Source organism: Bifidobacterium sp. ESL0769 (assembly GCF_029395495.1).
GTDB lineage: Bacteria > Actinomycetota > Actinomycetes > Actinomycetales > Bifidobacteriaceae > Bifidobacterium.
Window position 1 is genome coordinate 500820 of the sequence record NZ_CP113918.1, and the last position, 13370, is coordinate 514189.

The window sequence follows — 13370 nt, forward strand, 5'->3', positions numbered from 1 at the left end:
CACAATAAAATCCATTATAATGTCGTACCCATATTTGTTTTGTTGGCGCTAACAATATGTGCTTGATGTCGCTGTAGTGGTGTCAGGGCAGAATGGTCAGGTGGTTCAGGAGGATATAAATATGACGAAACCCGCTGCAAAACCGCGCCAATCCGACGTAGGTTCGTCAGACTTTGCTGCAAGCAAGGCTGAAGTGATCGAAGGCTTCAGCGCCGCCGAACTTGAAGACATGAAGCAGGAGTTGTTTGCGTGGTGGGACGTCAACGCGCGCGACCTGCCGTGGCGCTTCGGCCGCACGGCGCCATGGGGCATCCTCATTTCTGAGGTGATGAGCCAGCAGACGCAGATGAGCCGTGTGGTTCAATATTGGATCAATTGGATGGACGTTTGGCCTGATGCCGCAAGTCTTGCCAAGGCGAGCACCGCCGAGGTCATCACTGCGTGGGGCAGGCTCGGCTATCCGCGGCGAGCGCTGCGCCTGCAAGAGTGTGCCAAGGTGGTCGCGGAGCAATATGACAACGAGCTGCCGCGCACCTACGACGAGTTGGTCGCGCTTCCCGGCATCGGCGACTACACGGCCAGCGCGGTGATGAGCTTCGCCTTCGGCGAGCGCATTGCCGTCCTCGATACCAACGTTCGCCGTGTGTTCTGGCGTACGTTCAAGGGTGAGGAATCCTTTGGTGGCGCCACCAAGCCCGAGGAACGCAAGTTGGCGAATGCCGTGTTGCCGCCAAAGCCCAAGGAAAGTGTGATCTGGAACGAGGCGTTGATCGAGCTCGGCGCACTGGTCTGCACGGCCAAGAACCCGAAGATCGACGAGGACCCGTGGGCTTCGCACAGCCGTTTCTATGCTGCCGGCTGCCCGCACATGGGGGAGAAGCGCACCCGCCCTCGCCAGAGTTTCAAAGGCACGAACCGTCAGGTGCGTGGCATCGTTCTCAACGCTTTGCGTGCGCTCGCAAATTCTGATGCTTCCGATAAACCCGCGTCACTTTCGCGTGCCGACGTCGAAAAGCTCTGGGGCGACCACGTCCAGCTGGACGCCTGCATCGCCAGTCTCGATGAAGATGGTTTAATAGAAATCAGTCCAGATGGTTCGTTGAGTCTGCCGCAATAATATTGGCTTGATACCAGATTTTTAGCTGCTTGGCGTTTATAGGTTAAGGAATTCAGCAAGGTCGTTTACACTGGGACTATGACCTCTCAGCAACCGCAGAAGCGCCAGAACAAGCGCAAAACCAGCAAGGAGATGCAGCGTGTCTATCTGCGTCGCCGCATCGTCGTGGGCGTGGTTGCGTTGGCGTTGCTCGCACTGATTGGGTTCGGTATTTATGCGCTCGCGACCAAGGTTTTCGCCAACTATGGCGGGCACGGCGGGCAGACGGCTTCGAGTTCATCCGTCTCCAAGTCCCATAAAAAGGCATCGACCAAAAAACCTGAAAAATCCGATAATACTAAAAATAATCAGAATAATCAGGCCAATCAGAGCAGCGTCAGAAAATGTGGTGCGAAGGACGTGAAGCTGGAACTGAGCCCTGTCTCGCAAAGCGTGGAGCTTGGCGGTGCGCTTGATTTCAAGGCGACGATTCGCTACGAGGGTGACGATTCCTGCCTGATCGACGCCTCGAACGCCTCACGTATTCTTACGATTTCCTCGGTTTCCGGCAACGCTTCGTCTTCCGACGACGATTCTGCTTCTGGTTCAGATACCGGTGCGACGTCTGGCAATCAAGGTGGAGGCACCGTCTGGAGTTCCGCCGTATGTCCTGCCGATCCGCGCAATCTGCTGATGGCCAAGGGCGACAAGGATGTGCAGAAAATCACTTGGCCAGCCGACAGCACCGGCTCCACCTGTGTTCCCGACGATCAGCTTCCGCGCGTCAGGCGGGGTACCTATATGGCCCAGTTGAGCCTCAAAGACCATCCTGGAGTCAAAAGCGAAAAGGTTCCTGTTACCGTCGAATAGTCGTCGGCGATGAGTCGTGCTTAAACTTAAACGTCCGAACCGCTCGAAACCGTGTAGAAATCGTCCGAACCATGCGAGCCGTCAGAAATCATACGAAATCGTGCGAAATCTGAAACCGTGCGAAACGGCCCCCTAGTCGATGGCGTCGCGGAAATCCTTGTTCATCCTGCTGATGAGCAGCCGCACTTTGGCACCTTTAAGCCGGGTGTAGTTGCCCTTAGAATCTTGAAGGAGTGCAACGCCCGAGTGCGGACCGAGCGGCAGAATCGTGCCATATGACTTGTAGTCGAACCTGTAGGTGCGTCCGCCCTTGAGCAGCTGGGCGACGTTGGAGGCGGCGCATTCCGCCTGAGCGATTGCGAGCTGGGCTGTGGCCGGGTATATGCGGCCGGTTTTGGGGTTGGGAAAGGCCGAGACATCGCCGATTACGAATTCGCGTGGCCAACTCCCGTCCGCTTCGATTACCGAAAGGTCGTCGCGAACGATGACGCGGTTGAATTTCTGGGCATAACCAGAGATGGGGACGACCTCGCTGCCACGGATTCCTGCCGCCCAGACGATGGTGTTGGCGTGGAAAACCTGATTGCCGACATGAATCTCGCCCGGCCCGACCGCCGTCACGCGCGAAGAGCCGTGGAAAATAACATTGCTGTCTTGCAGGTCCTCCAAGATCCATTCGGTGAGTTTGGGGTCGAATCGATAGAGCGGCTTGGGGTTGGAAGCGAAGCAATGGACTTCGAATTTATCGGCCGGCACGCCGAATTGTTTCGCCAGAATGGGAAGTTGATGTACCAGCGCGGCCATGAACGCGACGGCTGAGAATCCGTCCCCACATACCGCAATGCGCAGGTCGTAAGGGTTCTGGCTGACGCGATAATCAGTGAATATGCGCTCGATATGGCTTCGCGCACGCAGCGCGTCGTTGAGGGTGATGAGCGGGAATGCGTTTTCGGAAGCGCCAGGGACCTCGGAAGTGGAAGTTGACCCGCCCAATGCGTTGATGAGATAGTCGTAGAAAACCAGCCCGTTATTACGCAGTTCCACGGCGCGAATGTCGTGGTCGATTCTTATCACATCGTCGACGATGAGGCCCACCCTAGGGTCAATCGTTTCGCGAAGGTTGAAGCTGATTTCGGACGGATCTGTCCTTCCGACGGCCACTTCGTGGAGCCGGGCGGTGTCGTAGTGGTAAACATCTCTGTTGACCAGCACGATTTCCGCGTCGGGTTGAAGCGCGACGAGCTGCTTAATGGCGTGCAGGCCTGCATAGCCTGCGCCAAGTACCATGATTCTTCTCATGAGCTCTTCCGATGCAATCTAGATTCTCTGTAGTAACCGCCTTTATATCAAATATAATCATACTATGATACCTGTAGTTACCATGATGATTACGGTCGATATTGTTTTATAAGATATATCACATTTTATCGATTGTGTTGGGATAATTTGGTAGCTATTTGTTAAACGTTAGATGCAACTTAGTTATATGCCTATTTTTTAGGATAAATAACCTACTAATTGAATACCGAGTTTTTAAGTTGCCCAAAGAGGCCTCTGACCTATTGCTTCCTTATATTGAGGGTATATGGGCTGGCGAAATGTCCGAAGTTATGCTAAAATGAAACTTTGCATAAGGTGTGTCATATTGCGGGCATGCTCTAACGACGAAGCGCCCGCGTAGTGTAGCCGTTTGCGGCGCGTTTCCTCGACATGAATATTCAAAGATCAAGCGAGCGATAAGGAACGTCCATTGGCTGAAAATAAGCTCAAGACGAACACCACACAAGTCATCGCACGCGCCGATGAGCACGACATCAAGTTGCACAAGGCGTCGGACCGTGTGAATTTCGGTTCCATCAGGGAACCCATCGATGTGCCCTACCTTCTGGGGGTGCAGACCGATAGCTTCGATTGGCTCATCGGCAACGCACGCTGGAAGAAGAAGGCCGAAGCCGACATCAAGGCCGGCACCAACAACGTGGCCCACACCTCGGGCCTAGAAGAAGTCTTCAACGAGATTTCCCCAATCGAGAACTTCGCACAGACCATGAGCCTGACGTTCTCCGACCCGTACTTCGAGGAACCGCGCCACACGGTCCAGGAGTGCAAGGAGAAGGATTACACCTATTCCGCACCTCTATATGTCAACGCGGAATTCGAGAACGGCGATACCGGCGAGATCAAGAGCCAGACCGTCTTCATGGGCGATTTCCCGCTGCAGACCCCGCATGGCACCTTCATCATCGGCGGCACCGAGCGCGTCATCGTCTCGCAGCTCGTGCGTTCCCCGGGTGTCTACTTTGACCGTACGCCGGACCGAACGAGCGACAAGGAAGTCTTCGGTGCGAAGATCATCCCGTCGCGCGGTGCATGGCTCGAGTTCGAGATTGACAAACGTGACGTCCTGGGTGTTCGCGTCGACCGTAAGCGCAAGCAGTCCGCCATCGTCTTCCTCATGGCCATCGGTATGACCAAGGATGAGATTGCCAAGTCCTTCAAAGATTATCCGCTCGTGCTCGATGCTCTCGAAAAGGAGACCATCAACACGCAGGACGAGGCTCTCACCGACCTCTACCGCAAGATTCGCCCGGCCGACACCGCCACTCCAGAAGCCGGCAAGAACCTGCTGGAGTCCTTCTACTTCAACAACCACCGTTACGACCTCGCACGCGTCGGCCGCTACAAGATCAACCGCAAGCTCGGACTCGAAGCCGACCCGACCGATCGCAGCCTCTCGCGCGAAGACATCATCGCCACCATCAAGTACCTCGTGGCGCTGCATGCCGGCGACAAGACCTTCCCTGGCAAGCGTGATGGCAAGGACGTCGACCTTCGCGTCGAGACCGACGATATCGATCACTTCGGCAACCGTCGTATCCGCCAGGTCGGCGAGCTGATCCAGAACCAGCTGCGCACCGGCCTGAGCCGTATGGAGCGCGTGGTTCGCGAGCGTATGACCACTCAGGATGCCGAGGCCATCACCCCGCAGTCCCTGATTAACATCCGCCCGGTCAATGCGACAATCAAGGAGTTCTTCGGAACCTCCCAGCTCTCGCAGTTCATGGACCAGAACAACCCGCTTTCCGGCGTGACCAACAAGCGTCGTCTCTCCGCGCTTGGCCCCGGCGGCCTTTCGCGCGACCGCGCCTCCATGGAGGTCCGCGACGTCCACCCGTCCCACTTCGGACGTATGTGCCCGATCGAATCCCCTGAAGGCCCGAACATCGGCCTTATCGGATCTCTGGCGACCTTCGGCCGTGTCAATCCGTTCGGCTTCATCGAGACCCCGTACCGCAAGGTCGTCAACGGCCACGTCACCAATGATATTGAGTACATGACCGCAGACCGCGATGCCGAGCACGTCATCGCCCAGGCCAACCAGAAGCTGGACGAGAACGGCAACTTCGTCGAGAAGACCGCACTCGTGCGTGCAGGCGAGGATGAGGCTGTCGATGTGCCGGTCTCCGAAGTCGACTATATGGACGTCTCCCCGCGCCAGATGGTTTCCGTCGGCGCTTCGTTGATTCCGTTCCTGGAGCACGACGAAGGCCACCGAGCACTGATGGGCACCAACATGCAGCGTCAGGCTGTCCCGCTCGTCAAGAGTGAACGTCCGCTGGTGGGCACCGGCGCCGAATGGCGTACTGCCTACGATTCCGGCGACACCATCCTGAGCGAGAAAGACGGCGTGGTCACCTACGTTTCCGCCGATATCATTCGCGTCACCAACGATGACGGAACCCAGTCGAGCTACAAGCTCGCCAAGTTCCAGCGTTCCAACCAGACCACCAACTACAACCAGGTGCCTCTTGTCAAGGACGGCGAACGCGTCGAGCGTGGCAGTGTCCTGGCCGATGGCTCGGCCACCGATAAGGGCGATTTGGCTCTGGGCAAGAACGTACTGGTCGCGTTCATGCCTTGGAACGGCTACAACTACGAGGACGCCGTCATTATTTCCCAGCGTCTGGTGAAGGACGACACCTATTCCTCGATCCACATCGAAGAGTACGAAATCGACGCCCGCGACACCAAGCTCGGTGCCGAGGAAATCACCCGCGACCTGCCGAACGTCGGCGAGGAAGCAGTGGCCAACTTGGACGAGCGCGGCATCATCCGCATCGGTGCAGAGGTCGAGGCCGGCGACATCCTGGTCGGCAAGGTCACGCCTAAGGGCGAGACCGAGCTCACCCCTGAGGAGCGTCTGCTTCGCGCCATCTTCGGCGAGAAGAGCCGCGAAGTGCGCGACACCTCGCTGCGTGTGCCTCACGGCGAGACCGGCACGGTCATCTCCATCAAGGAGATCACCCGTGACGAGGCCGAGGAGGACGGCGACGAGCTGCCCAACGGCGTCAATTCGATGATTCGCGTCTACATCGCCCAGCACCGTAAGATCACGGTGGGCGACAAGATGTCCGGCCGTCACGGCAACAAGGGCTGCATCTCCCGCATCCTTCCGGAAGAGGATATGCCGTTCCTGCCCGATGGCACCCCGATCGACATCATGTTGAACCCTCTGGGCGTGCCAAGCCGAATGAACCTGGGCCAGGTGCTGGAACTGCACTTGGGCTGGATCGCTCACGCCGGCTGGGACATCAATCTCGACCCGAATCTCGAGGCCGAATGGAAGAAGTACGTGCCGCAGGGCGCCGAGCACGGCGAGCCGGGCACTCCGGTGGCCACCCCCGTCTTCGACGGCGTGCGTCCCGATGTGATTCAAGGCTTGCTGCGTAGCACTCTTCCCGACCGTGACGGCAACAAGCTCGTGGGCGAAGACGGCAAGGCGACGTTGTTCGACGGCCGTACCGGCGAGCCCTTCCCGAAGCCGATTTCCGTGGGCTACATGTACATGCTCAAGCTCCACCACCTCGTGGACGACAAGATCCACGCGCGTTCCACCGGCCCGTACTCCATGATCACCCAGCAGCCGCTGGGCGGCAAGGCACAGTTCGGCGGCCAGCGCTTCGGCGAGATGGAGGTGTGGGCCCTCGAGGCCTACGGCGCCGCTTACACGCTGCACGAGATGATGACCACCAAGTCCGATGACGTCGACGGCCGCGTGCGTGCCTACGGTGCCATCGTGAAGGGCGAGAACCTGCCGCCGGCCGGCATCCCCGAATCCTTCAAGGTGCTCTTGAAGGAAATGCAGTCCCTTTCGCTCAATGTCGAAGTGCTCAACGCAGACGGCGTGGCCATCGATCTGAACGACGCGGAGGACGACCCGGTGGGCAACTCCAACGATCTCGGCTTCAACATCGGCGCCCGTCCGGACGCCGCGGCCAAGGACGATCAGGCGGCGCCTCAGCCGGAATACCGCTAGAGGCAACGCTAAAAACATACGGCTTAGCCGGGGCTTGGCAGCTCAACAATAAAGAGCCAAGCCCGGCAAGCCGGCCGAAAATCGTAATTGTTACCAATTGGAAGACAGGACAACATAGTGCTGGACGTCAACGCATTTGACAAACTGAGGATTGGACTCGCCACTACCGAGGACATCCACAAGTGGAGCTACGGCGAAGTCAAGAAGCCGGAAACCATCAACTATAGAACTTTGAAGCCCGAGAAGGACGGCCTGTTCGGAGAGCAGATCTTCGGACCGACCCGCGACTGGGAGTGCGCCTGCGGCAAATACAAGCGCGTCCGTTTCAAGGGCATCGTCTGCGAACGCTGCGGCGTGGAGGTCACCAAATCCCGCGTCCGCCGTGAGCGCATGGGCCACATTGAGCTGGCCGCACCGGTCACGCACATCTGGTTCTTCAAGGGTGTGCCGAGCCGCTTGGGCTATCTGCTCGACATCGCGCCGAAGGACCTGGAGAAGGTCATCTACTTTGCGGCCTATATGGTCACGAGCGTCGATGAGCAGCAGCGCCAGCAGGATCTGCCGGATCTGCAGGACGAATTCGACACCGAAATCGCGCAGCTTAACAAGCGTCGCGACAACGAGATCGAGGAACGTGCCAAGAAGCTCGAGTCCGACATGGCCGAGCTCGAGGCCAGCGGCGATGCCAAGGGCAGTGCCAAGTCCAAGATCCGCAACTCCGCCGAGCGCGAGATGGCGGCCATCCGCCAGCGCTACGACGATCAGGCCCAGCGCCTCGCTGCCGTGTTCGACCGCTTCAAGACCTTGAAGCCGGGTGACATGGAAGGTGACGTGGACCTGTGGCAGGAAATGGTCGACCGTTACGGCGACTATTTCGAAGGCTCCATGGGTGCCGAAGCCATTCAGAAGCGTCTGCGCGACTTCGACCTCGAAGGTGCCGCCAAGCAGCTTCGCGAAGAGATCGACACCGGCTCCGGCCAGCGCAAGGCCCGCGCTCTGAAGAGGCTCAAGGTTGTCAACGCCTTCCTCACCACGGACAACAAGCCCGAGGCGATGGTCTTGAACGCCATCCCGGTCATTCCTCCGGATCTGCGCCCGATGGTTCAGCTTGACGGCGGCCGTTTTGCCACCTCCGATCTGAACGATCTTTATCGCCGCGTCATCAACCGCAACAACCGTTTGAAGAGGCTCATCGAGCTCGGCGCCCCCGAGATCATGCTCAACAACGAGAAGCGCATGCTGCAGGAAGCCGTTGACTCCCTGTTCGACAACGGCCGTCGTGGCCGTCCGGTCACCGGCGCTTCCAACCGTCCGCTGAAGTCGCTTTCCGACATGCTCAAGGGCAAGCAGGGCCGTTTCCGCCAGAACCTTCTCGGTAAGCGCGTGGATTATTCCGGCCGTTCTGTGATCGTCGTCGGCCCGTCGCTTAGAATGCACCAGTGCGGTCTGCCGAAGCCGATGGCTTTGGAGCTCTTCAAGCCCTTCGTCATCAAGAAGCTCGTGGACCAGAACTACGCGCAGAACATGAAGAGCGCGAAGCGTCTGGTCGACCGTCAGGATTCGTCCGTCTGGGACGTGCTTGAAGACGTCATCAGCGAGCATCCGGTGCTCCTGAACCGTGCGCCTACGCTGCACAGGCTCGGCATTCAGGCCTTCGAACCGATTTTGGTCGAAGGCAAGGCCATCCACCTGCCGCCGCTCGCTTGCGCCGCGTTCAACGCGGACTTCGACGGCGACCAGATGGCAGTCCACCTTCCGCTGAGCGTCGAGGCACAGGCCGAGGCCCGTTCCTTGATGATGGCTTCCGACAACATCCTGAAGCCGGCAGACGGCCACACCGTCACCATGCCTTCTCAGGACATGATTCTGGGTCTTTACTTCCTTTCCACCGTTGTGGAAGGCGCCAAGGGCCAGGGCCGCGTGCTCGGTTCTCCTGAGGAACTGCGCATGGCTGTCGACCGTCACGACGTCGATACCCAGGCCAAGGTGCTCGTGCGCCTGCCCAAGGACTTTGTGCTTCCCAAGGATTGGGAGCCGAGTGAGCTCAAGGTCACCGACCCCGAGCCGGGCAGCCCGGACGTGGTCAAGGAAGAGCGTTTCAAGGACGGTTCCGTCCTCTTCGCCACTTCCTACGGCCGCTTGAAGTTCAACGAGACCCTGCCTGTCGACTATCCGTTCATCAACGAGCAGGTCGCCAAGGGCAAGCTCTCCACGATTGTCGACGACATCGCCACGCGTTACTCCACCGCCCAGGTGGCCGCGACGCTGGACGCCCTGAAGGACCTCGGTTTCACCCGCGCTCCTTGGTCGGGCGTCACGATGTCCTTCTCCGACATCGTCGAACCGCCGGAGCGTCTCGACATCATCCACGACTACGAAGGTCAGGCCGACAAGGTCAACGACCAGTACGAGATGGGTCTGTTGACCGAAGAGGAACGCCGTCAGGAGCTGATCAACCTGTGGACCGAATGCACCGACAAGGTTGCAGACGCCATGCGCAATAACTTCAAGGACGACAACAACGTCAACATCATGGTGCAGTCCGGAGCCCGTGGAAACTGGATGCAGATTCGCCAGATTTCCGGTATGCGAGGCCTGGTGGCAAACCCGAAGGGCGAAATCATCTCCCGTCCTGTCAAGTCCAACTACCGCGAGGGCCTCTCCGTCCTGGAATACTTCATCTCCCAGCACGGCGCCCGTAAGGGTCTGGCCGATACCGCACTTCGTACCGCAGAATCTGGCTACCTCACCCGTCGTCTCGTCGACGTGGCCCAGGAGGTCATCGTGCGCGAAGAGGATTGCGGCACCAAGCGTGGTCTGATGATCAAGATCGCCGACCGCGATGAGGACGGCAATCTCGTGCTTGTCAAGGACGCGGACGGCGGTCCTTACTCCCGTCTCTTGGCTGACGACGTCATCGACCCCAAGGACGGCGAGACCGTGCTCTACAAGCGCGGCGATGCCCTTTCGATGGATGTGTTGCGCGACATGGTCGCCCACGGCGTCGAAGAGGTCAAGGCCCGCTCCGTGCTGACCTGCGAGTCCAAGCGCGGCGTGTGCGCGAAGTGCTACGGCTGGTCGCTGGCCACCAATCGTCTGGTGGATGTCGGCGAGGCCGTCGGCGTTGTCGCGGCACAATCCATCGGCGAGCCTGGTACGCAGCTGACGCTTCGTTCCTTCCACTCCGGCGGCGTCGCTTCCGCTTCCGATATCACCCAGGGTCTTCCCCGTGTCACCGAGCTCTTCGAGGCGCGTACGCCTAAGGGCGAGGCACCGATCACGGAGTACCCGGGCACCGTCAAGGTCGAGGATTCCGACCACGGTCGCCAGGTCACGCTGACCCCGGACGATACGAACATCGAGCCGATCACCTACCCGGTGACCCGTCGTGCGCCCCTTCTGGTCAAGGACGGCGACCACGTCGACACCGGCACCCAGCTGATCGAAGGCTCCGTCGATCCGAAGAAGATTCTTCGTATCCTCGGTCCTCGTGCGGCTCAGGTCAACATCGTCGAGGGCGTGCACGACGTGTATCGCTCCCAGGGCGTGGATATCCACGACAAGCACCTCGAGGTCATCGTCCACCAGATGCTTCGCCGCATCACGGTGATCGATTCCGGCACCACGAGCCTGCTGCCCGGTGAGTTGGTCGATCAGTCCAAGTTCCGCGATGCCAACATGAAGGCAGTCAAGGAAGGCGGCAAGCCTGCTGCAGGTCGTCCGGAGCTCTTGGGCATCACCAAGGCTTCGCTGGCCACCGATTCCTGGCTCTCCGCCGCTTCGTTCCAGGAGACCACCCGTGTCTTGACGGAAGCCGCTTTGGAACAGAAGTCCGACGAGCTCAAGGGCTTGAAGGAGAACGTCATCATCGGCAAGCTCATCCCTGCTGGCACCGGTCTGGCCCGCTATCGCAACGCGACGGTCGAGCCCGACAAGGCCATCCGCGACACCATCTACCCGAACTTCGGCTTGGGCGGGGACGCGTCCGGCACCGACTTTGGCGAGGGCGGCATGGACGATATGGACTTCTCCAATATCGACTTTGGCGACCTGAAGCTCGGCGACGACTTCAACCCCGATGACTTCCTCAACGATCAGGGTGGAGCCACGGAGCTCGGCGGCGACACCGATTTCGGCTCCGGCGCTGCTCCCAGCACCGATGCCAACTCGGGCACCGGCACCGACAACTCCGGTTCTCAAGCCTGATGAAATAGGCTGAAAGGCCGAGTAGTGGTTATATTTGTCCCGATGCGTTTACGACGCACCGGGACAAATTCGTATCTGCAGCTTGTTCGTCGGATGCGGGGGGTGGTGATGTTACTAACCGACTGGCCACGCTTCTAATCAAATCGTTATGCCTCTGCAGGTACATTTCGGAAGGTAAAAAATCAACGGCGAGGGCATCGGCGACTGGTAAAGGCCACAATGGTAGGCAAATACCAATGTTTCGTATAACGATTTATGGATTTTCGGATATCTTGTGTGTGCACTCCGGCGTTATGGCTCAAAATGTTGCGGTTTTGCGGTAACATGGCTTTTATGAGCACTTTGCCTTTTCCGCCGCCACCCGAGCTTGGTTGGTATGACGATGACGCCACAGTTGTATCCGCAAACCAGAGCGCGGCCGTAGAGCCCGCAGAGGATTCGGGGGCGGCGCAGACTCCGCAGACGTTGGTTGACAAGGCCGTCGCGGCGCGCAAGCCTGCCGCTGACAAATCCTGGACTTCGTCCACTCCGCAGACCAATAGCGAGGGTGACATCGAGGACTGGGATGGAACGGTGCTTTCCACCGCTTTCATGGCCGAAGAGCCCAAGAAACGTTACCGCCTGCACAACGATGCCACAGGCCAGGATATTGAGCTGATCAAGAGCGCTCTGCTTGGCCGCAACGTTTCAGCCACCGTGCCGCAAGGCGCGATGTCGATCAAGCTTGCCGATCCGACGCGCACGGTTTCACGCAATCACGCCGCCGTCAGCTACGACAAGGACGGCGCGTTGTGGATCGAGGACTACGGTTCGCTCAACGGCACGTATATCATTGAGGACGACCACGAGCAGCAGGTCAAAGACAACCCTGTTCAGCTCACGGCGCCTACGACGTTGCGTATCGGCGACCAGTTCTTCAAGCTCACTGAAGACAAGAGCTGAAGCCGGCTAAGTAAGTCTCAGCTAAATTAAAGTTAGTTATTGTCATAGATTTGGCGTGAGGCTCGTCGAAGCTTGCGTTTCGGCTTGGTGTGAGGCTTTGATTGTTGAAAATTAGTAATACGTTACATAACGAATGTCCCGTTACCTTACCATTTCGGTAGGTAACGGGACATTCGTTATGTCGAACGGTTTAGATTTGGAACACATCGGTTTGCTATCAAATCGATAAACCGGCTGACGTAATTATTTGAGCCGATTTATTCGCACGGTTACCCGACAGTCGTCTTTGCGAGTATCAGTTACCTCACAGGCACCGAACAGCATTATTGCCGAGTGGCCAGCGCAGCGTCGATGGCGGGGTCGTGCAGCTGGGCGAGCCAGTTCAAGAGCTCCGGGTAGGTATTGGGGTTGCGTGCCAGGCAGGGACGCAGCTCGGGGGCGTATTGGGCGATGCTCGCGATGGTCATCTGGTCGGTGTTCGGATCCAGCGCCTGCTCGGCAGTGTAGCCGTAAGCGTTCGTGGCGACAGGCATTTGCTGGTTGTAGGCGGCAGCCGTCTGCTGCTGTGCCGCATACTGATTCGCGGCGGCATACTGGCCACCCGCGGCCTGCTGGTCGGCACTGTAGGCTGTTGAAGCCTGCGCCGCAGCATCCTGCTGAGCCGGAGCCTCTTGCGGCGAAACGCCATGGTCGGGAACCTCAAAGCCCATGGTTTTGAGCGTCTCGCGAGCGCGATCGTCGCCGAACTGGGCGAGCCAGCGTTTCAGCCCAGGGTAGGCGCGTGGGTTCGCGGCTACGTTCGCGCCGAAATCCGGGTTTTCGTAGGCGACTTTCGCCAGCATAATCGGGTCTGCCTCGGAATCCTGAACAACGGCGACGGCGGTGTCGTAATCAACCATGGTCTTTCACTTCTCTTTCTTTTCGATGAATGCTCGATGT

At 58.7% G+C, this 13370-nt stretch carries 7 protein-coding genes; 5 read left to right on the forward strand and 2 right to left on the reverse strand.

Features of this window, described 5'->3' with window-relative positions; translation table 11 throughout:
• The first annotated feature begins 229 nt into the window (after positions 1-229).
• Positions 230-1117 carry an A/G-specific adenine glycosylase gene (locus tag OZX72_RS01855; protein ID WP_277159330.1) on the forward strand — a complete coding sequence of 296 codons (888 nt, stop codon included), beginning with the start codon at positions 230-232 and terminating at the stop codon, positions 1115-1117.
• A gap of 78 nt (positions 1118-1195) precedes the next feature.
• Positions 1196-1966: a hypothetical protein gene (locus OZX72_RS01860; RefSeq protein WP_277158758.1), complete on the forward strand. Its 771-nt coding sequence runs from the start codon at positions 1196-1198 to the stop codon at positions 1964-1966.
• Positions 1967-2098: 132 nt separating this feature from the next.
• Here OZX72_RS01860 and OZX72_RS01865 read toward each other — a convergent pair whose 3' ends face one another.
• Positions 2099-3253 carry an FAD-dependent oxidoreductase gene (locus tag OZX72_RS01865; RefSeq protein ID WP_277158759.1) on the reverse strand — a complete coding sequence of 385 codons (1155 nt, stop codon included), beginning with the start codon at positions 3251-3253 and terminating at the stop codon, positions 2099-2101.
• 463 nt (positions 3254-3716) lie between these two features.
• On the opposite strand from OZX72_RS01865, the gene rpoB reads away from it, so the two are divergent.
• From rpoB to OZX72_RS01880, 3 genes are all read left to right on the forward strand, one after another.
• Positions 3717-7283: a DNA-directed RNA polymerase subunit beta gene (gene rpoB, locus OZX72_RS01870; RefSeq protein ID WP_277158760.1), complete on the forward strand. Its 3567-nt coding sequence runs from the start codon at positions 3717-3719 to the stop codon at positions 7281-7283.
• A gap of 117 nt (positions 7284-7400) precedes the next feature.
• Positions 7401-11489 (forward strand): DNA-directed RNA polymerase subunit beta', encoded by a 4089-nt coding sequence (locus tag OZX72_RS01875; RefSeq protein WP_277158761.1) that lies wholly within the window; start codon positions 7401-7403, stop codon positions 11487-11489.
• Positions 11490-11822: 333 nt separating this feature from the next.
• Positions 11823-12431, forward strand: coding sequence for an FHA domain-containing protein (locus OZX72_RS01880; protein WP_277158762.1), 609 nt, complete (start codon positions 11823-11825; stop codon positions 12429-12431).
• A 323-nt stretch (positions 12432-12754) separates the two neighbouring features.
• Here the strand turns inward: OZX72_RS01880 and OZX72_RS01885 are convergent, their stop codons facing one another.
• A complete protein-coding gene (locus OZX72_RS01885) occupies positions 12755-13330 on the reverse strand; it encodes a hypothetical protein (RefSeq protein ID WP_277158763.1) in 576 nt (191 codons plus the stop codon).
• Between the last annotated feature and the right edge of the window lie 40 nt (positions 13331-13370).

What these genes read in the sequence shown, in the direction of transcription:
- OZX72_RS01855 (WP_277159330.1), top strand. Translation starts at nt 230, where the DNA reads ATGAAGCAGGAGTTGTTTGCGTGGTGGGACGTCAACGCGCGCGACCTG.
- OZX72_RS01860 (WP_277158758.1), top strand. Translation starts at nt 1,196, where the DNA reads ATGACCTCTCAGCAACCGCAGAAGCGCCAGAACAAGCGCAAAACCAGC.
- OZX72_RS01865 (WP_277158759.1), bottom strand. Translation starts at nt 3,253, where the DNA reads ATGGTACTTGGCGCAGGCTATGCAGGCCTGCACGCCATTAAGCAGCTC.
- OZX72_RS01880 (WP_277158762.1), top strand. Translation starts at nt 11,823, where the DNA reads ATGAGCACTTTGCCTTTTCCGCCGCCACCCGAGCTTGGTTGGTATGAC.
- OZX72_RS01885 (WP_277158763.1), bottom strand. Translation starts at nt 13,330, where the DNA reads ATGGTTGATTACGACACCGCCGTCGCCGTTGTTCAGGATTCCGAGGCA.